The sequence below is a fragment of the Streptomyces sp. TSRI0107 genome (assembly GCF_001905845.1).
Taxonomy (GTDB): domain Bacteria; phylum Actinomycetota; class Actinomycetes; order Streptomycetales; family Streptomycetaceae; genus Streptomyces.
The window spans coordinates 404,255-425,471 of sequence record NZ_LIVZ01000003.1 but is presented as its reverse complement, the minus strand read 5'-3'; the positions used below and the strand labels follow the sequence as shown (position 1 = coordinate 425,471).

Annotated in this window: 7 protein-coding genes; 3 read left to right on the top strand and 4 right to left on the bottom strand. The window is 71.8% G+C overall.

Annotated elements, in window-relative coordinates:
- Nucleotides 1–10 precede the first annotated feature (10 nt).
- Nucleotides 11–850 carry a proteasome subunit beta gene (gene prcB / locus AMK31_RS08830; RefSeq protein WP_073939822.1) on the top strand — a complete coding sequence of 280 codons (840 nt, stop codon included), beginning with the start codon at nt 11–13 and terminating at the stop codon, nt 848–850.
- A gap of 94 nt (nt 851–944) precedes the next feature.
- Here prcB and AMK31_RS08825 read toward each other — a convergent pair whose 3' ends face one another.
- Nucleotides 945–10,499: a neuraminidase-like domain-containing protein gene (locus tag AMK31_RS08825; protein ID WP_073939821.1), complete on the bottom strand. Its 9,555-nt coding sequence runs from the start codon at nt 10,497–10,499 to the stop codon at nt 945–947.
- Nucleotides 10,500–10,576: 77 nt separating this feature from the next.
- Nucleotides 10,577–18,199 (bottom strand): SpvB/TcaC N-terminal domain-containing protein, encoded by a 7,623-nt coding sequence (locus AMK31_RS08820; RefSeq protein WP_073939820.1) that lies wholly within the window; start codon nt 18,197–18,199, stop codon nt 10,577–10,579.
- A 446-nt stretch (nt 18,200–18,645) separates the two neighbouring features.
- Between AMK31_RS08820 and AMK31_RS08815 the strand changes: the two genes are divergently transcribed.
- The gene (locus tag AMK31_RS08815) at nt 18,646–19,149 is read left to right on the top strand and encodes a DUF5709 domain-containing protein (RefSeq protein WP_073939819.1); all 504 of its coding nucleotides are present in this window, start codon (nt 18,646–18,648) and stop codon (nt 19,147–19,149) included.
- Nucleotides 19,150–19,240: 91 nt separating this feature from the next.
- Here the strand turns inward: AMK31_RS08815 and AMK31_RS08810 are convergent, their stop codons facing one another.
- A complete protein-coding gene (locus AMK31_RS08810; protein ID WP_073939818.1) occupies nt 19,241–19,447 on the bottom strand; it encodes a hypothetical protein in 207 nt (68 codons plus the stop codon).
- A 257-nt stretch (nt 19,448–19,704) separates the two neighbouring features.
- Between AMK31_RS08810 and AMK31_RS08805 the strand changes: the two genes are divergently transcribed.
- The gene (locus AMK31_RS08805; protein WP_073939817.1) at nt 19,705–20,076 is read left to right on the top strand and encodes a hypothetical protein; all 372 of its coding nucleotides are present in this window, start codon (nt 19,705–19,707) and stop codon (nt 20,074–20,076) included.
- On the opposite strand, the gene AMK31_RS08800 is transcribed toward AMK31_RS08805, so the two are convergent.
- The gene (locus AMK31_RS08800) at nt 20,073–20,972 is read right to left on the bottom strand and encodes a Gfo/Idh/MocA family protein (protein ID WP_073939816.1); all 900 of its coding nucleotides are present in this window, start codon (nt 20,970–20,972) and stop codon (nt 20,073–20,075) included. The two genes, AMK31_RS08805 and AMK31_RS08800, sit on opposite strands and share 4 nt — an antisense overlap.
- Nucleotides 20,973–21,217 lie beyond the last annotated feature (245 nt).

The following is a 21,217-nucleotide window of genomic DNA, read 5'->3' as shown; positions in this document are numbered from 1 at the left end:
GGGGAACGGCATGGCGAACGACGCGAGCGAGGGCCGGCTGGGGGCGGAGTTCTTCACTCCCGGGACCGCGTCCTTCACCGACTTCCTGGCGGCCCACCGCCCCGAACTCCTGCCCACCCGCAGCCCGTTGGGCCCCGGCGTGCGCGCCGCCCCCGACACCGCCCCGCACGGCACCACCGTGCTCGCCCTCGCCTACGAGGACGGCGTTCTGATCGCCGGCGACCGCAGGGCCACCATGGGCAACCTCATCGCCCAGCGCGACCTGGAGAAGGTGCACCCCGCCGACGACTACACGGCGGTCGCCTTCGCCGGCACCGTCGGACTCGCCCTGGACATGGTGAAGCTGTACCAGGTGGAGCTGACGCACTTCGAGAAGATGGAGGGCACGCCGATGAGCCTCAGCGCCAAGGCGACCCGGCTCTCCGGCATGCTCCGCCAGAACCTCGGCCAGGCCATGCAGGGCCTCGCCGTCGTGCCGCTGCTGGTCGGCTACGAGGGCGGCCGGGGCCGCATCTTCGGCTTCGACGTCGCCGGCGGCACCTACGAGAAGACCGGCTTCCACGCCGAGGGCTCCGGCTCGCCGTACGCCCGGGGCGCGCTGAAGAAGCTGTACCGGCCCGGCATGTCCCGCCGGGAGGCCGCCCTCGCCGCGCTCCAGGCCCTCTACGACGCGGCCGACGACGACTCCGCGACCGGCGGCCCCGACCTCACCCGCCGGATCTTTCCCATCGTCTCCGTCATCACCGAGGACGGCTTCGAACGGCTGACCGAGCCGGAGACGGAGGAGCTGAGCCGCGCCATGGTCGAACAGCGCAACAGCCGGCCGGACGGGCCGCACGCCACACCGTGAGACGCGGCACCCACGCAGGACCCGTCGTCCGCGCGCGGCGAGCGGGTGCGTCCCGGTCGGGGACGTACCCGCTCTCCTACGACCCGGCTTCGGGTCACCCCAGTGTGTAGTTGACGACCAGGAACAGCTCCTCCACCGCGTCCGGCGGCAGCGACCGGTAGTCCGCCGCCCCGGTTCGCCGCAGCTTCAGCGTCCAGTCCCGCAGCCCGATCTCGCTTCCGGTCAGATCCTTCAGCCCACGGTGCAGCCCCTGGTAATACGGGTCGGCGGCGACCGCGATCAGGTCGGCCGGGTCGGAGCCGACCGGTGACAGCATCGCCTGGAACGACGCCGCGGAATCCTTCGCCCGTGCCACGACCTCGATCCCGCGTGCTTTGAGGCCACCGGCCGCGCCGCGCGTGTAGAACGGCAGTCTGTCCTCCAGAGCGCCGAGCGTGAACTGCTGGTCGTCCGCGGGCGACGCCGGGTGCAGGAAGCGGTGCCAGGCGTCCGGGTACTCGCGCCGCAGGTCGATCACCCGGTACAGGCCGCGCCGGGACTCCGCGAGCGCCGCCTCGTTCAGGGCCTCACGCAGCTCCTGCGCCGCCTTCGAGCGCAGCACCGCGCCGCCCTCCCTGGCCGTGTACCGAAGGTGCAGCACCACGTCGGAGATCGAGTCGAAGTCGAACTGCGGCAGGTCCTTGTTCAGCCGGACGTGCCAGGAGCTGACCGCGCCCGCCCCCTCGAAGGGCAGATAGCGGTCGTCGCGGAAGCTCAGTTCGAACAGGCCCTGGTCGTCCTGCGCGCTGCTCGTCGCGATCGACTGCACCGCGCCCACCTCGTCCCGGAAGCGCGGGTCCTCCGATGCGGTGTCGCGCGCGTACGCCCCGGCGAGCAGTGTCGAGTCCTTACGCAGCCGGTTGCTCGTCAGGGTGAGGGTGCAGGCGATCGTCGTCGACGGCCCGCTCACGCACGGGATGGTCAGCCCGACCGTCTTGATCCGGCGGAAGTAGTGGCCCGGATAGTCCATGTCGAACGCGGACTCCGGGATGTCGACGAAGCACTCGCCGTTCTGGCGCAGCCGCAGCAGCGCCACCGGGTCGAGCTGCGCGAGCGAGATGTGCTTGGTCAGCTCGTACTCGCGCCGGTTCTGCTCGTAGTAGGCGGCTTCCAGCCGCTTGAGGTCGTGCGCGAGACGGTCACCCGAGAGCAGCCCCTTGCGCAGGCTGTCCCAGGAGCCGAAGCGGATGTAGTCGGTGTCGCCGAGGCCCAGTTCGTAACGGAAGCAGCGCTCCGCCCGCCTCGCCATGTCGAAGGCGAGCCGGTAGCTCTGGAAGTACAGCGTGGACAGCTGCTGGACGGTCCAGTCGTAGAGCTCCTGGTCGGTGAACTTGGTCCGCAGGAACTCGTCCTCCTTCTCCGCCGCCTCGATCCGCAGGTCCTGCTCGGCCAGTTCCCGCTCGGCGATCCTGATGCGCACGGCCGCCGCGGCGATCTGCTTGTCCGCCTGCGCGATCTCCTGCTGCGCGAGATCGCGCTGCAACTCCCACTCCTGGGCGCGGCGTTCGTAGCTGCCGATGGTCGCGGTCATGCCCGCGCCCATCTGCGCGATGTTCGCGACACCCTTGAGCGCGTCGGCCGCCTTGCTCAGCGAGCTGGACGCCTGCTCGCCGCCGATCGAGAACGTCGCCGTCGGCGAACCGCCGAAGCCGGAGACACCCGCGGTGATGTTGGGAATCACCGCCATGGGAGAGGCCACCAGGTTCAGGACCGTGCCCGCGGTCTCCGCGACCATGGCGCCGATGGTGAGCCCGAGCCAGGCCTTCTCCCAGCCGTTCCAGCCCTCGTCGAGGAGTCTGCGGTAGTGGTCGCGGCGGACCTCGGCGACCTTCTTCGCCTCCTCGAGGCTCTGCCTGGTACGGGTCTCCTCCTCGATCCGGTCGAGCTTGACGAGCCGGGTCTGCGCGAGCAGCCGCCGCTCATGAGTGGACCGCAACAGCGCGAGCGCTTCGGCGTCCCGCTTCTCCAGAGCGGAGATCATCGCGGCGCCGAGGACCCGCACGTCGTCGCAGAACGCCTGCGCCCGCTGGATCATGAAACTGAACCGGTACAGCGGCAGTGGCGCGCTCAGATCGACCGGCCCGGCGCCTCCATCGGCTCCGCCGGCCGCGGCCCCGACCAGCGCCCCCGGATCCAGTGGCGGCTCGAACAGCGGCAGACTCCGCTCCACCCCTTGCAGGTTCATGCAGTGCCGGATCTTGAACAGCCGGTCCTCGACCGTGTCCCACAGCCCCAGCAGCTTGTCGTTCGTGGGGACGCAGAAGTACAGCGTGTCCAGGTGCGGCAGCTCGGGCCCGTCCTCGTCGCCCTCCACACCGCCGGAGTCGACGTCCGCGAGCAGGTTCTCGATCTCGACGAGGGCGTTGCCGAAGTCGTCGATGGACTCGGTCTGCAACTGGTAGTACGTCCGGGCCGGGTCCTCCGTGCGCTTCGGCACGCTCCGCGGCCGTGGCCCGAGGATCGACGCGGCAAGGACGTACAGCTGCGTGGCCTCGTTGACGGTCTCGATGGTGTCCTGCGCGAACAGCTGATCCGCCCACGCGATCAGCGTCTGCACGTACTTGATCAGTACGTTCTTCTGGTACGCGACCGTCCGCATGCGGGCGATCAGATGCGGGTTGAAGGGGTTGTTCCGCCACTCGGCCACCTGCGCGCGCAGCTCCGCGTCACCCTCGGCGACCGCCCGCATGATGTTCTCGATCCGCTGCGCCCGGTACTGCGCGGTCGTCGTCTCGTAGAACTTCTTGGTGATCCAGAACTTCTGCTGCGGGGTGTCCGGATCGGGCGTGGAGGTGTCCGTGCCGGTGGGGTCGAAGATGTGGTGGAACCACTCCAGCGCCTCCTCGAAGCGCTGGTTCGCGGCGAGTTTCTGGGCGATCAGCAGCGGAGCGTGGAAGAACAGCTCCCAGTTGTACGGGGCGTAGGCGCCGTCGTAGCGGAAGTCGACGTCCTCGACCGGCCAGGGCCCCGGGACGTAGAACGGGTTCGGCTGGTAGTCCGCGAAGTCGAAGCGGGCGGGCGCACCCGGCACCGACTCGGGCTCGACCTGGATGCGCCGGTTGAGGATGCCCTTCACGCCGCGCGCGTTCAGCTCCTTCACGAACAGGTCGACGTACGGGTGGTAGTGGATGCCGAAGCGGACGTTCGCGAACGTCCACGGAACGGGCCAGAAACCGAACCACCAGAACCACCACTGCCACTGACTGAACGTCATGTGGTAGGCGTGACGCGAGTCCCACAGGAAGGAAACCCCGGTCGTGGGCAGCTCCCGCGCCGTCGAGTCGAGCACCGAGTACGTCCGGCCCCCCGCGATGTTGCCCGCCAGCCACAGCGACAGCGCGTTCGAGTGCGCCGGGAAGGTGTGCGGCTTGATCGTCGTCTCGTGCAGGGAGTTGTACGAGAAGTACAGGTTGCCGGTGTCGTGCTGGATCAGCCCGTCCCGGAACCCGCTCTGTGCGGGGGAGACGAGGTGTTCGTACGAGATGCCGGTGTCCCCGAGGCTCACCTGGGGGCCCTGCTTGTCGAAGGCCGCGCCGCTGCGCAGAGCGTACTGCGCGGGGTCACGGCTGGTGTACAGCTGAGTGCGGAAGCCGTGCTGCACCTGCCGCACGCGCATGGCGACGTGCTGCGGGTTGTTGCCCCCGGTCCGCGACTGCCAGATGATCGCGGGCCGGTCGGACAGCACCTTCGGGCTCCACTTGCCCTTCTTCAGCTCGCTCCAGAACACGCGCACCTCCCAGAACCGGTCCGGTTCGGGGAGCGCGGCGGTGGAGTTCTCGCTCGGTGTGGACATCCGGCTCGGCGCGGTCGCCTTCTCCAGGTACTGCGGCCACAGCAGATGGAGCCTGCGGTTGTGCACGGCGGCGACGAGCTGGTTCGAGCCGATCTCCAGGTCGACCTTCTCCCATGGCGTCCACCGGGCGCCGTTGACCTGCCGCCGGTGGAAGTACTCCGCGCCCTGGCTGGAGCGGGTGCGGCCGAAGACGTGCAGGTACTTCTCGTCCGGGCCGACGACCTCGGTGAGCTGGGCCCGGATCTCCAGGTTGGCGATCTTGTCGAGACCTTCGAGGTAGTTGCGGAAGGCGTCCGCCGCCGTCTCCGCGGTGACCTCGTTCTGCATCAACTCCGCTTCGAGGTCCCGGAACAACGGCGACTTCTCGTCCCGCAACTCCGGCTCCAGCCAGTTCTCCGGGTACAGGAAGACCTTCCGGTTGGCCTCCCACACCCGGTATCGCTTCATCCACGCCCACTGCTTCCACCGAGGGTCGGACTCGGCGGAGGCGACGATGTCGTTCTCCAGGTTCAGCAGGCACCGCTGCACGAACAACTGCGCCGAAGCGCCTGCCTGCTTGAGCCGCGAGGTGAGCATGCACGCGCTCATCTCCACGTCGATGAGGAAGTACTGGTAGAGGCCGTTCGCGTCACTCCAGTTCTGGCCGAGCCCGGGGTCCGGGTGGGCGACGAGCCAGTCGACGAGGGCCTGCCGCTTGCGCTCGCGGAAGGTGTCCTGGAGCGGCCGGATCACCTCCTGCCACTGGGCGAGGTCGTACTTCGCCTTGACCGTCTGCTTCAGGCTCTCCGCCTCGTCCTCGCCCGGCTCGACGACCGCCCAGGTCAGGGCGCGTTCAGCGGCCACGCCGAGGCGGCGCAGAACGGTGACGCAGTCACCGAGCCGCAGCAGCTCGGCCGCGTCGGCCAGCTTCTCCTTCACCTGGTCGGGGCCCGATCCCGGGAGGAGCCAGCGGAACGCGGCCACGAGCGTTCCGATGTCCGCTTGCGGCCAGCCGGTCAGCGCGGTGAGGTCGGTGAGGCAGTCCGCCGAGGACACGTCCGGGTCGAGGACGCGCGATGCGAACCTCAGCGCCGTCAGCTCCGCCGGGGGCAGTCCCGCCCGCCAGGTGAAGAACCGCCGCATCGCCGTCCACCGCGCGAGCGTGACGGGGGCCGTTTCCGGATCGGTGTCCAGCGGGAAGTCCCCGGGGTGCGGCCAGCCGAGTCCGGCGGCGTTCCCCGGCTGAAGCCACCACGCCACGTCGTCCGCCGTCAGCCGCAGCTTCCCGATGACCAGCGCGTCCTTGTGCAGCAGCCGCAGCGCCCGGAACGCCGCCGGGAAGTCGGTCTCGGTGGCGGCGAAACGGTAGCTGCCGTCGGACAGCTTCTCCAGCAGCCGCGGATCACCGATGTCGGCGAGCAGCGTCCCGGATGCCCCCGGCAGTCGCAGCCCACCGAGCAGCGCCTCCGCCGTGGGGACGTCGACGCGCAGCAGATCGGCGGTCTGCTGGCCGACCAGGGCCTCGCGCCCGGTGGTGAGCAGATACGTCTCCAGCGCGGGCTGGACGTAGGCGAAGCGTGCGTCGACGGCCTGCTGGCGCTCCGGCGGGGTCAGCCCGCCGGCGAGCGGCGCGAGCCTGGTCGCCGCCTCCGCCGGGTCGAGCACACCCGTGAAGTACGCCGTGATCAGGGCGCCCAGCTCCGCCGTGGTCCCCTCCCAGGTCCCGTCCACGACGGCGAGCGCGGTGGCCTGGCCGGCGTCCGCTGCGAGCGCCGGCAGCAGACCGAGCCGGGCCCTGACGTACGCCTCCGGCGTCTCCTCCGCCTTCCGGCTCAGCTCGGCGGTGATCTTCTCCAGGCCGGCACGCAGCGCGACCAGGAACGCGCCGACGGCCTTGCTCTCCAGCGCCACCTGCGCGCCGGGCGCGATCCGGTGGGCGAGGAGATGGTCCAGCTCGGCCACCGAGAAGGAGGAGGACGCCACCAGGTCGGTGAGATCGGCGAACTCGGCCATCGCGGCAGGCTCGGAGAACGGGTTGTCGTCCCACAGCCTCACCAGCCGCAGGAAGTGATCCACCGGCAGTTTCATTGCCTTGGCGGCGAGCACGACCCGGTGGACGCGCCCGAGGAGGTCGAGATCCAGCGCCTCGTCGCTGCCGATGCCCAGCGAATCCAGGATCAGCAGCAGATCGGCTTCCTTGATCCGGAACGCGGCGAGAATCCCCGGCACCCGGTCCGCGACCGTACCGCCGATGTCGTCCGGGTCGTCGGGGAAACCGCCGCCCGCCGCGTCGACCAGCCGGTTGCGGAACAGCTTCTGGTACTGCGTCTGCACGGGGGGTGAGCCGGGGCGGCTCCACTCCCGTCGGCCGACGTGCTCGATCCCGTGGAACAGGCTGCGGACCTCGATCCAGCTCAGGTTCAGCCGGGTGCGCAGCCGCAGCACGCCGGCCAGCTCACGCAGCGCCCGGTCACTGATGGTTCCGGCGGCGAACGCGGCGGCGACCGTCGGCTCGTCGGCGGGCAGCAGCAGGTCCAGCTCCCGCATCGTCCAGTCGCCCTTGCGCCACAGCCGGACGAACCGGTGCATGCGGTCCAGCACGTCGGCGTCGAGGCCCGAGACGGTGAAGGCGGAGATGTCGCACTCGACGGTGCCGCCCTCCGTCGAGTCGACGACACTCACACTCCCGTCCGGGTTGACGAACGCCGTCTCCAGCAGGTCGAGCAAGCCCGTGTAGGACAGCCCGGTGCGGTGCAGCAGCACCGGCACACGACCGAGCACCTCGATCCACGTGCCGGTGATGTGGCGTGTCGGGTCGTCGGGGTCGGGAATCGAGTTGCCGGCCTCGGCGAGCCCGTAGAACTCCCACGGCTGCCGCTCCTCCAGACCGCCCGTGACGATCAACCGGGCCCTCTCGGTCAGCCCGAGCCACGCCGCCGCGAGCTGGGTGCCGGTCGGCACCCGGCTGCCTCCCTCATCGCGCCTGCGCAGCAGTTCGAGCAGACGCGGACGCGGCACACCGAGATGATCGAGGTACGTCGAGACCTGCAGCTGCGCCAGGTCGAAGGGGAGCGCGAGCGGGAAGACCTCCTGGCGCAGCCTGCGGTACGCCTCCTGGTTGGTGTACTCGGGGTTCGCGCGCAGCTCGGCGGCCGACGCGAAGGTCTGCCGGGACGGCAGCAGGTGCAGTTCCTCGACGTCCCCGCCGGCCTCGTCGCCGGGGACGACCGTGTGCCGGGAGACCGTGTACGTGTGCCCGCTGTCCCGGATCGTCCACCAGCCCCTGCTGTCCGCGCCCATGACCCGGGCGTCGGCGGCGACCGTCACGCCCTTCGCGGCCAGCTCGCCACGCAGCGTCTGCGAGATCTGCCCCTCGGTCAGCTCGGAGACGACCGCCGGATCGAGCAGGACCGGCTCGGGTGGTGCGACGGCGTCCTCCAAGACCTCGTTCACCAGGTCGATGTAGGGCATCGCCGTGTCGGTGTTGGCGCAGCTCAGCTCCAGCGCCCCGAGATCCGGACGGCGCTCGAGCAGCACGGTCCGCACACTCTTGCCCCGGTGCTGCCCCGTGCCCTGGGTGCCGCGCTGCCCGAGGAACCGCAGAACGTCCACGAAGTAGGCCGCCGGGCTGTGCACCGAGCGGCACGGCGGGCACGCGCAGTAGTCCAGGGAGCCGAACAGAGTCCGCAGATTCGGCAGCGCCCTGATCTTCTCCTCGGTCTCGGCGTCCGGAAGCAGATCGGGCAGGGCGAACGGCGCCTGCCCGCCGAACGCCAGGTTGTAGCCGCTGAACAGCGCCAGCGACTGCGCGTACGTGTTCTCCGCCGCGCGGTACAGCCGGGTCGCCTCGCCCGCGGCGAGCGTGAGAGCCCTGCCGCCGTCCTCCGCCGCTGCGACCCGGTCGGCCAGGACGCCGCTGCGGCCCGCCTCGGCGCCGGTCACCGCGTCCACGAACTGCTGCGGGCCGAGGAAGTACACGGCCTGCGCCGAGTCGAGCCCCCGGTCGCGAAGGCTCGTCACCGCGTCGTACGTGGGCGCGAGCTTGAACACCCGCTGCACCGACTTCAGATCCGAGACCAGCGCGTCGGGGTCCTCGATCCCCTCCAGCGCGCCGGGCGTCTGGTCGATGTAGTGGTCGACCCGGACCCGGTCGAGCTCGAAGTCGGGGTTGTGATCCAGGAAGGTGACGAGCTCTTCCTCACCGGCCGCCCGCGCTCCGCGGCGCAGCCGCTGTGCCTGATCCAGCTTCCCCGTGAAGGAGGCTGTCGGGAAGGCCCGTTCGAACTCCCGGTCCAGGGCCTGCGCGTACGCCCGTCGCTTCTCCTGCGGCGTGTCCCCTTCGATGTCGTCCGGCACGCCGATGGGTTGACCGCCCGCGCCGGGCTGCTGAAGCCGCGCGTCCCAGTCGTCCGCGGTGAGCCTGGCCAGTCCCTGCTGGTACGTGGTCCGGTCCCCCTGGAACGCGTCGGTGAGGGCGCTCACCAGCGGCACATGGTTGCGGGTGAGCCCGCCGAGCTCCAGCGACATACGGACTCGCGGCACCGTGTCCGCCGGGAGCACCCGGTCCTCGGCGACCTTGTCCCAGAAGCCGTCCGGCGAGCCCGAGTACGACGTGAAGGCGTTCAGGAACGCCGTCTTGTGGGCCGCGGCCTGCGGTGTGAGGTCCAGGAGATCACCGATCGTGCCCTGGCCGGCGCCGAGAACCGTGTCCCCGGTGTACCGCAGCTTGATCTTGGCGAGTGTGTCGAGGATCGCGCCGATCCGCGCCTCCACTCGCGCGGGCACGAGGTTGTCCTTCACCGCCGCCTCGAGCAGAGACCGCTGGGTCTCCGCGGCGAGCTCCGTGAGGGCCTTCAGCGTGCGGTCCTCCAGCAACGCCATGCGCTGCGGGTCCTTGATGTCCTCCAGCAGCGACTCGCTGAAGACCGACGGCTGCCCCTGCCGCAGGAACGCGTAGAACTCCTCGGCGGCCAGCGGCACCTTCTCACGGGTGGTCTTCGCGGCCAGCCGGTGCGCGCCGACCCAGATCCCGATCGCGAGCGGGGTCCGGCCGGTCTCCCCGGCCAGGAAGGAGATGTCCTGGAAGCGGTCGTCCTCCCGCAGTTCCACCGGCGGCACCCCGTCGAGAAGCGGCGTGAGCTCCTCGCTGATCACCTCCCACTCGGAGGGGCCCTGGTACTCGCGGTCGCCGAGGGAGAGGTTCCACTCCAGCTCGTCGGGGGCGTTGAACCGTACGGGCGTCCGCAGCAGCTCCCCACCGCCGGCGTCGAGCACCCGCAGTTCGAGGTCGGCGGAGTCCTTCTCGGCGCGCCGGAACTGCTCGGCGCCGTACCGGATGTCGTACGCTCCCTTGCCGAGCCGTGCGCTGCCGAGCTTCTCCTCGCTGCGCATATCACGGTCGTAGGCGACGACACTCCCCTCGCGCAGCAGCTCGCCCTTCGCGTCCCGGACCTGCCCGTACACCCGCAGCGGCTTGGCCCCTCCACCGCCGGGCTCACCCTCGATCGTCACGTCGATCACGGTGTCCTGCTGAAGCCGTGTGTACGGGCTCTCGCCCAGTTGCCCCGCCGCGTCGAAGACCCGGACGCGGACGAGGAACTCACTGGCGCCGGTGTGCTTCTGCCCGCTGCCGTGCCCGGCTCCGTGCCCGAGCCCCTGAAGGGGGATCTTGTACTGCCCGTCCGTGTCGGTCGGGGCGGGCTCGCCGGCCTCCCGCTCCTGCGCGGAACTGCCGTCCTTGATGTACGCCTGGACCCGCAGGCCGGGCCAGGGCCGTCCGGAGACGCTGGTGACGCGCCCGCGAACGGTGTACCTGGGGTTGGTGGGCGCGTCAGGCATGGTCGGACGTCCTTTCGGCTGAGCGGGACTGTGAAACTGTGCGGACAAGGGGCCGGCGAGGAGGTGGGAGGGGCGGGTCAGAACAGCCAGCGGGCCAGGTGGAACAGTCCCACCCCGAGCGCGGCGATCGTCCCGCCGATCAGCAGGGCGGGCGCCCCGAGGACGACACCGGCGACGAGGGCGGCCCCGGCAGCGACACCGACCAGGCCGGCGACGACCCCGGCCGTGTCACCCTGCTGGTGTGCCCGGTACGCGTAGACCCCGGAGCCGACCGCGAGACCGACACCGCCGAGGACGGCACCGGCGCTCGCGACGCTCACGCCGGCGACCGTGGCCCCGGTCGCGAGGCCGTACAGCTCGGCGGCGCCGCCGGCCGTGGTGAGCGCGTCACCGACGCCCATGGGCACATCGCCGCTCTCGAAGTCGCGGTACAGCCCGTAGCCGCCGAGGAGGGTGCCCAGCACGGTGAGGCCGACACCGGCGGCCCGCAGCCGGGCCGACCCGCCACCGCTCTCGTGCGGCGGTGGCGTGGGATCCGGCCCCGGCTCGCCGGTCATGATCCAGCGGGCCTGTCTGCCCGCCTGGACGGCGACGTCCCGCGGGTGGGCGTTGGGGTTCGCGGCCCGGATCTGCGCCTCGATCTCCGGGATCAGATGCCGGTCGGCGAACTTGTGCTCGTTGCCGAAGACGCTGCCCCCGTCGACCGTGTACGTCGTACCGCGGCCCGCCGGGTCGGTCAACAGGGTCGTGGCGGGCAGCCTGTTGCGCGACTGGAGCGCCGACATGTTCATGTTCATGACGCCGGGGTCCATGTTGGTGGCCGCCGCGCTGAGCTCCTTCGTCCAGTGCTGGGCCTGAGTGCCGGGCGGCATGGGGTTGGCACCGCGGAACGCGCGCCGTCCGGCCGCTGCCTCGCCGGGGAAGTCCGTTCCGGCCGGCGCGTCGGGGATCGACGTGGTGCCGGGCGCCGGGTCGGGCGGTGCGGCCGGCGGTGGGGGAGGCGGGGGAGGGACGGCCGGAGCGGGTGGGGGCGAGGATTCCGTGTCTGCCGCGGGTGGGGCGCCCGACGCGGCGGCCGGTGGCCTGGGCCGTGCGCGTCTGCGCGGCGGGGGCCGACGCGGCGGCGGGGGGCCGGCCGGAGACGGCGACGCGGGGGCCGAGGGCAGGGAGCCGGGAGCCAGCGTCGCGGGATCGATCCGGCCCTCCCGCACAGCCGCCCAACACCCGCCGGGCTCCAGTTCCATGGGGATGAACCCGCCCTGCCCCAGGACCAGCATGCAGCCGTGGTCGTCCATACCGTCCGGGTCGATCCGCGATCCCGGGGAATTGCCGCAGTACACGTAGAGGTTGAGCCCGGAGACGAACCCCGCGGGGTCCGGGCTCGTCCACCGCCCGAGCCACGGCGCGTAGTACCGCGCCCCCACGTAGTACAGACCCGTCTCGTCGTCGCGTTCCCTGCCCGCGAACCGGAACCGCTTGAGGCTGAGATCCGTGTCCGGCCTGCCGCTGCGGTACGCCGTCGTGCCGTACGGGTGGTACTCCTCGTAACTCACCGGACGGCCCTGGTCGTCGGTCTCCAGCGTCGCGGAGCCGAGATGATTTCCGTACTGGTAGCGCCACAACGGCGCGCCGAGCGGATTCGCCGGGTCGCTGCCGCGGTCGTCGCGCACCTTCACATCGACCCGCGCCACCCGCCCGCCGTCGTCGGCCAGATGCAGCGTGTGCCGCTCGAAGTACGGCGCGGCGGTGCCCTGTCGGCGCCGCAGAATCTCCAGCGGGCCCAGGTACAGCCGCTCGACGATCTCGCCGCCGGGCCGTTCGATCACCTTCCGGGTGCGCTCACCGTTGCCGCCGTACCGGTAGTGGGCCCGGCCGCCACCCCCGAGATCCGCGCCGGAGAGCCGGTCCAGGGCGTCCCAGGCCAGCTCGCCGGGGGTCGCGGTGCGCAGCCGCGTCATGTTGCCCCACGCGTCGTGGTCGTAGGTCGCCGTGTACGGGCCGCCCTCGGGGTCGCCCGGCCTGCTGGTGGCGGTCAGCCGGTTGGTGAGGTCCAGCGGGTCGTCCTGGTAGGCGTAGCGGTGGTGGCGGGTCCACAGATCACCGCTCGCCCGGTGCCGCAGCCGGGTCAGATTGCCCAGCACGTCGTACTCGTACGACTCCGTGTAGGTCCGCACCGCCGCGGAATCGTTGACATGCGGCAACTGCCCGACCGCGGGGAGGTCCGCGTCGGTGCGCACCGTGTCGTTGGCGCCGCCGGCGTGCTCCCGGCCCGTCGCCCGCACAAGCCGGTAAAGGGCGTCGTACTCGTAGCGCGTGACCGCCTCGACGACCTGGTTCGCGAAGAAGTGCGTCTGCTGGGCGCCGTCACGGACCTCGGTGACATTGCCGACCGGGTCGTAGCGGAACCGCAGGTCCTGCAAGGGGCCCCCGGTGCGCGCCGAGGTGGTGAGGCCCGTCGGCCGGAGCATCAGCGGATCGTACGAGTACCGGGTCACCAGGCCATTGCCGAACCGGGCGAACTCCCTCCGTCCCAGGGCGTCGTACGCCTGCTCCCGGAGATACGTGACGGGCGCTCCCGTGCCCCCGATCCGCGCCGACACGGACGCGGAGCGCCCCGACGCGTCGTACACCGGCACGATCTCGGTGCCGTCGGGGAGCGTGAGGCGGACCATCCGGCCGAGCGCGTCGTGCTCCGACGCAGTCGTGAACGGCTCCCCGGTGTTCAGCCGGGACGCGGCGGCGGACTGCACGGCGGCGAACGAGGTGGCCGCCGCGACGGCCGTCCAGTCCGGCGGCGTGCCGTGGTCACGAGTGAACATCCGCTCGGCCTCGACGGAGTTGCCGTTGAAGTCGTTGCGGAGCACCCGCACGGTGCCGTCCGTGTCGAAGACCTGGTGCGCCGCGCCGAGCAGGTTGCGCGCGGCGGCCTCGGGGTGCCGGTCGCCGTGGACCACGTACTGGAAGCAGCTCTCCGCACCACCGGGCGGCTGGACGAACGCGGCGACCGGGCGGCGCAGGGCATCGTACTCGGCCCGGAACACCCGGCCGTGCTCGTCCCACATCCGCACCAGTGAGCCACCCGCGTCGGTGAACACCCGACGGCGCCCGCGCTCCGCGCTCCACGTGACCACGGGCGCCCCGCTCATGCCGGTGAAGGCGTCCGCGACCCGGCGGCCGAGCTGGTCGAACGTGCCGGCGTGCCGGCCGGTCAGATCCGTCTCGGAGCGGACCGCGGCCGTCGCCCCGCCGCCGTATGAGGCCACCGTGAACACCGGGCGGCCGAGGCTGTCGAGATGTGTCACCGTCGGCGTCCCGGCGTGCTTCGCCGCGAGCCACGCCGACCGCCGCTCGGGGTCCGTCAGCGGCTCGGGCTCGGTCGCCGGGTCGGGGCCGCCCCGGTCCGCGTACCAGCGGCTCTCCGTCACCGTGTCGTTGGGGTCGTGCGCCACATGGGACCACTGGCGGTACTCGGTCCGAGTGAACGTGCCGTCGGGCAGATCGGTGCGGACGGGACGGCCCAGCGGATCGTACGTGCGGATCGCGGTGGAGCCGATCGTCCGCATCGCCTCCTCCGCGTCGTAGGCGTGAGTCGGGCTGAAGTACGGCTCGTAACTCTTGACCGGTAAGCCCTTGTTGTTGACGATCGTGCGTCCGCTGCCGATCCAGCGCGGGTCGGCGTGCACCGTTTCCGCAGTGCCGTCGGGGCGTACGGCCGGCGCGTCGCCCGGTGCGGTACGGGTCTTGGTCAGCGCGACGCCGCCGCTGCCGTCGAGGTAGGAGTACGACTCGCGCGGTGGCGGACCGCCCGTACCGTGCCGCTCCTTGACAAGGGTCCGGGTGCGGTTCGGGGTGCCGTGGAGCATCCAGTCGAACAACTCGTACTCGACACGGGTGGTCGGATCGGCGAGCGTGTCTCCCTCGCCCGCCCCCTCCTTGCCCATGACGGCCGACTTCACGACCGAGCCCAGCTCGTCGAACTCCACGGCCGAGCGGTTGCCGTTCGGATCGGTGAGCAGCACCGGTGCCAGCACCCGGTAGTCGTTGACCACCCGGGTCGTGTTCCACGCGGCCTGCACGACCCGGACGCGCTCCGGCAGCAGGTCGTAGCGGTCGTAGTCGGCGACGGTCTCCACACCGAACGCGTCCCGGGCGCCGATCGCGCGGTGGAAACGGGCGGCCGCGTCGCCGGGCGGGTACACGGCACGGCCGGACGGAATCCACCAGTCGCCGTCGCCGTCCAGGTGAACGTATCCGGCCGCTGAGAAGTCCGCGTCGGTGATCTGCCCCGCGTAATGGGCGGTGACCACGGGAGAGGTGAGGGCCAGCCCGTACGCCTCGTACACCAGACCGAGGCTGTCCCACTGGCCGAGAGGCAGTGGCGCGAGGGCGTTGTCGCGGAACAGGGTGCGCTCCTTCGAAAGGAGGCGCTTTTGGACGGCTGCGGGGTCGGCCTCGGCCTCGTACCCGATCGCGGTCGCCACGGCGACGCCCGCACGGAGCTCCTGGAGGGTGAGGACTCCGAAGGCCCCGGCGGCGGGCGCGAGACCCGTCAGCTCCCAGGAGCGGCGCTCGCAGACCACTCCGGGCCGGTGCACCGGCACGGGCGTCGACGCGTGCAGGTCCGGGGTGTGGTCCGCCTCCGTCACGACGACGTGGAGCCGCCGCTGGTCCCGGGTCACCTCGGCCGGCAGCGCCGGGTCCGCGATCCGGCGCCCGTACACGACCTGGGCGGATCGCTCGACCCTGCCGTGCGGGCCGTGCCGGAGGACGACCGAGTGCTCGATGCGCGGGTCGGCGGGATCACGGTCGTAGTGGCGCGTCATCGTCGCACGGCCGTCGACCCGGAAGGCCGCGTGCCTGTCGCCGGCGCGGTGCTGGACCAGCCCGACCGCGTAGGCATGCTCGGTGACGGCGTACGGGTGCTCCTCGTCCGGTGAGCCGTCGAAGCCGTACACCTCGCGACGGATCGGCAGCCCCTTCAACGCCCGTACGCAGTCACGCAGTTCTCGCGCCTCCAGACCACCCGGCAGCTCGGGCAGGGGCAGATACCGCACCCCCAGGTGGAACTCGCCGGTCATCCGGTCCAGCAGCTCGGTGCCCTCCGGGTGGGCCCCCGTGTGGAACCAGGTACGTGTGGTCACCGGCGGCTGGTACAGCTCGGCCGCCGTCTCCTGCGCACCGCCCTGCGCCTCGACGGCTGCCGCGTATCCCTCGTATGCCTCCGTGTCGTGCTGCTCGACCATGCCGAACCCGCGGAACTCCCGCTCGACACCGTCGAAGTAGCCGTGGTGGTACTCGAATCGTGTGGTGAAGCGGGTGCGCCGCACACCATCGCGGTGCTCGACCTGCTCCACGACATGCACCGGGAAGGGCAGCCGTGTGTGCCAGGGCCGGCCGGCCCGGCGGTCGGCCAGATAGAAGCGGGTGGACGGTGCGTAACGGATGTGACTCTCGCTGCCCATGTTGTTGACCACGGCGGTCAGCAGATGCGGTTTCGTGCCGCCCATCAGATCGACGAACCGCAGCGGCGCGTCCGCGTCCGCGGGCAGCGGCGACGACCAGACCAGACAGGCGGTGCCGTTGCCCAGCAGATCGGCGACGCGGACCTGAGCGGGCCGGCCGAGGTGCGGCAGCTCGGGCAGCCGACGGGCCGGACCGAAGCCGTTGCCCGCCTGGTTGAACCACAGGCGCACCCCGTCGGACGCCACGTACAGCAGGTCGGTGGTGCCCGAGCCGTCCAGATCGGCCAGCCGCACCCGGCGCGGGTCGAACCGGTCGGGTGTGTCGAAGACCGGGGCGCCGCTCATCACGACGGGCGCGCCGAACCGCCCGTACCCCTGGTTCGGCCAGTAGCGCACCTCGCCGTCGCGCACGCGTACGAGGTCGGTGAGGCCGTCGCCGGTCATGTCCGCCAGGAACAGGGTCTGCGTGCGGTCGCCGAGGAGCGGCCGGGGCCCGTGACCGTCCTCGTCGGGATGCGGTGCGCCGTGCGGCCTCCCGAAGCCCCGTGCGCCGAGCGAGGGATACCAGACGACACCGGCGTCCTGACAGGTCAGCAGGTCCGCGAGCCCGTCCCCGGTGAGGTCGAGGAACTGCGCCGTGGGGTCATCGGCGCCGGTCGCGACGGACTCGAAGGGAGTGAAGGGACCCCAGCCCTCCGCGTCGGCCGTCCGCTCGTGGAAACCCTGGAGGCCGGCCCCGAGGGACACGAGGTCGAGACGGCCGTCGCCGTCGAGGTCGGTGAGCAGACTCGACCGGTCGGCCGCCGCTCCGGTGCGCAGCGGCGCGGTGGGCCGTGCGTCGAGCCGCCGTAAGGGACCGAAGCGGCCGTCCCCGGCGCCGGGCTTGTAGTACCAGACGCCGTCACGCGTGGTGGTGAGCACGCCCGGCAGCCCCTCGCCGTCCAGGTCGACCCACTCGTGCCGGGCCTCGTCGAGCCCGGCGGGCAGGTTCTCACGGCTGTCCGCGTCGAGCAGCCGCACCTCGGCGCTGATCTCGGCGGTGCTGTACGTGAATGTCAGCGGCGGCAGCGCACGGCTCGTGTACCCCGGCCCGTCGGTGCGCCGGCGGTGACCGCTGCCGGTGACGGAGTCCAGCAGGGACACGACCGGGTGCCCGCGCCGCGCGTCCCCGGACACGCCCGACGCGTCCCGGGCGGAGCGGTACGCCAACGTGCTCGCGGCGACCAGGCAGTCCCGGCCGACACCCGGCTCCTGCGGGAAATGATGGAACATCAGCACCCGCTGGCACAGCCGGTAGGTGCGCAGCTCGAACCCGGGCCGACGCGTGGAGAACGGATCCGCGCGGCACAGCCAGGGCCGGGTCTCCGCGGGTGTCGGACCGTCCGCGTCGTGCTCTCCGTAGTCGAGCACGATCTCGAACGTCCAGATGGCGTCCCGCAGCGCGTCCGGTGTCACGTCCACCGGGCGGCGGCCCTGCTCGTCGAGCAGCGGCACCTGGTTGCCGTACCGAACACTCTTCAGGTAGCGGCCCGCCGTGCGTGACGGGTCGTCCGCGCCGCCACGCTGCCGCTCGTGCGCGAGCGTGAGGTCCACACCCGTCGCGTCCTCGGCCTTGTACCGGTACTGAACCGCGTTGCCGCGGTCGTCACGCGTCTCGCACAGCAGCCACGTGAACACCCGGCGCGGGTCGGCGGGGTCCGCGATCCGCGAGCCGGCGTCGCGCCCGTACACGTTCAGGACGTTGTCGGCCGACAGGGTTCGCCAGTGGACATCGCCGTCGGCGGTACGGGTCCAGCGCTCGATCCGGGTCACGTCCGCGCCGACGCGGGGCCGGTACCGGCGGACGGAGTGCCCGGCGAGCGTGGTGCGGCCGTCCGGGTCGTCCTCCGGGAACGGCACGAGCTCGTCGGCGCCGCTCAGCACGAAGGCGTCGGAGTCCTCGGCGTCGCGGTAGCGGGGCAACCCGGTCTCCGTACGGCGGCTCACCTCCGGCAGCCCCAGGCTCCAGCCGAGCCCGAACGGCCCGTTCCCGGCCCCCGAGTCGTACCCGAGGGCGAGGGTTGGCGTCATCTCCCGTGCCGGGCTCACCGGGAGCGGCACGGACATCCGCCCGGTGCCGCTCACCGGATCGGCTGCCGGCTTCTCCCCGATCCCACGGAACGCTCCGCCGCCCTTCGGCAGCGAGACGGCCGGTGCGGAAACCCGCGCGTCCTCGGTGTTCTCGACGCGTGTGTGCACACCCAAAGAGGCCCCCAGCACTCATGCCCTCGCTTTCCGCTCCCGGAGGGCACGAGAGCGTCCCCGCGCCACAGGATGCTCCCTCTCATCCCGCTGTGAAAGAGGCGTGTGGGGACTTTCGCGACCCTCCACGTCCACCGCACGCGCCGGGCTCACGGGTCTTCATCCGGTGGCGGCCCGCCGTACGAATCGGTCCGGTCGACGGGTCCCGTGTCCCGGACGGCCGCCGTACAGGTCGCTGAACGGCCCGGACGGCGCGCCCTGTCCGGTGACAGCGCAGCGTGCCGGCCCGCCGGACGGCTGTCGCCCTGCTGTCGCTCACCGCCGTCGGCAGATCCTCCGGTGTGACGAGCGCCGCCGGGTTGGAGGGCGTGGATCGGGAAACGCGGAGAGGCGGATGACAACGACACCGACGAGCCGCGCCGCGACGCGACAGGGAGGAAGCCATGGGCGACCCGGACCGCACGCCCGAACCGATGGCGGACGACGCCTACCAGCCCACCGGCACCAACGAGGAGCAGGAGGACGCCGCACCCCTGGACCTGCAGGACGCGGTCGACGAACGGACCTACGACGACACCCTCGACGAGGGGTACTCCCCGCCGGAGAAGCCGCTCGGCGTCACCAAGTACGGCACGACGGCCGCCGAGCAGCACGAGGGCGAGACCCTCGACCAGCGGCTCGCCCAGGAGGTGCCCGACGCCCCCGAGGTCGCCGGCGACGACATCGGGGACCTGCCCGGCGGCGAGGGGGAACCCGTCGACCCGGAGGCGGGCGGTGACCGCGCCGGACGCCTGGTCGCACCGGACGAGGGCGCGCACGCCGACGCGACCAAGGAGGAGATCGCCGAGGACGTCGGCATCGACGGGGGTGCCGCCAGCGCCGAGGAGGCGGCCATGCACATCACGTCCGACGACATGACGACGCCGTCGGACGAGGAGGCGCCCTGACGCACCCCTCCTTACGGGATCCCCCTGACACGGAGGCCCCCCGACGCGGAACGGACCCGCGTCGGGGGGCGGTTTTCGCCGGGTGGCCGGATCAGGGCAGCAGCTTGTCGAGGGCGGCGGGCCCCTCCTGAGCCAGCTTGCGCTTGGCCCACTCCAGGTTGTGCGGGGTGAGGTCCTTGCCGGAGGCCAGCACCAGGTCCTCCGGCGACACGTCGGTGCCGGTGCGGGCGTGGAGCAGGCTGTCCGGGGTGGCGCGGTCCTGGGACGGCCGGGACGCGCCGGATTGTGACGTCGACATGATCTCCGCTCCTCGGTCCGGTTCGTTCTTGCGGCCCCGGTGGTGTCAACGGGACTGATAACACCATTCACCCAGGGAGCGCGCCGTGCATCCGGAAGCGCCGGGGCACCACCTCGCGGCAGCCCGCTCCCGCCCTGCCAGGAGTACCTTCCCGGGCCCGGTCATAACCTCGTCCGTCCCCACGGGCGCCTCGTTGTCAGTGGCGGGTGCCATGCTGTGCGTGGAAGTCGTTCACGGAGCGTGACGGAGGTCGAGACATGGGTTTCCAGGGTGGCGTCTGGCAGGTGCGCAGCGGTGACCAGCGGGTGGGGGAGATCCTGATCGATGAGGCCGACTTTCCCTGGCTGTCGGGCAGCTTCACACCCGGCCCGGCGTTCGACACGGTCCGTGACTTGTTCGCCCGCGAGCTGGAGCTGGTGAACAGACTCACCGAGCGGGACGACGACAAGATCGTGGACGAGTGGGAGCAGGCCTACGACGAGATCCGCGCGTGCGTGTCGCTGTCGTCACCGGACGGCCCGGTCCCCGAGTTCCTGCTGCACGTCGAGGACGACCGGGCCTGGTTCCGGTGGAGCGACGAGCCGTTCGACGAGGAGGAAGCGGAGGAGGAGCAGGAATCCGGGGGCTAGGCGAGCAAGGCCTCCGCCTCCGCCAGGATCTCCGTGACGCGCAGACCGAACGCCGCGTCGCAGGCGTGCGGGCGGCCGGTGCCGGCGGCCTCGCGCAGGGCGTCCACGGCACGGGCGAGCGTCGGGACGATCCCCTCGTCGCCGTCCGGGAGGACGGCCACCCCGGCGCTGCCGCGCAGCTCGACGGTGGCGCCCGCCGCCTCGGGCGGAGCGGTCAGGCTCAGCGTGACGGTGCTGGACGCGCCGCCGGTGTGGTCGAGGACCAGGTGCACGGTGTCGCCGGGGCCGGGCGCCGCGGCCGCCACCCGCCGGGCGTCGCCGAGCACGGGCAGCAGCACGGACAGGGCGTGCGGGCCGATGTCCCACAGGGCGCCTTTCTCCCGCCGCCACGGGGACGCCGCGAACGGGCTGTCACCGGCGGGACGGCCACCGGACCCGGGGGTGAACAGCGCCGCGAGCCACTGGGCACGGGCCGTGAACCAGCCGTCCGTTCCCGCCTGTTCGATGATCCAGGACTCGGTGCCGGCGCCGAACCGGGTCGTGAAGAAGACGACGGAGGCCACCCCGGCCTCCCCGGCGGCCTCGACCACGGCACGCGCCCGCTCCGGCGCCACGGCGAGCGGCTTGTCCAGCAGCAGATGGCGGCCCGCCCGCGCCGCCCGCACCGCCAGTTCCGCCTGCACGTCCGGCGGCAGTGCCACGGCCACCGCGTCCACCTCGGCCAGCAGCGCGTCCACGTCGTCGTAGGCCCGCACCCCGTGGTGGTCCGCGAGTTCCTTCGCGGCGTCCGGCCGCCGCCCCCACACCCCCACGAAGTCGACCGCGTCATGCCCGGCGAGGGCGGGTGCGTGGGCCATCCGGGCCCATGGGCCGGTGCCGAGCAGTCCGATGCGCATGCCGCCGCCTCTCCGCAGTGCCGAATCCACTGCCGAATCCTCTGCCCAATCCGCTGTCGGACTCATTGCCGAATCCGTTGCCGAATTCGCTGTCGAATCCGCTGCCGAACGTCCTCACGGCCGGTGCCGTCGGCCCCGGCCCCGGCGAGCGTGCCACACCGACCGGGCCTGTGCGCAACCCGATCCGCCGAAGCGCCGGCCGGGTCCGGGCGGGGTCCGGGCGGGCCACGAGGCCGGTGATTTTG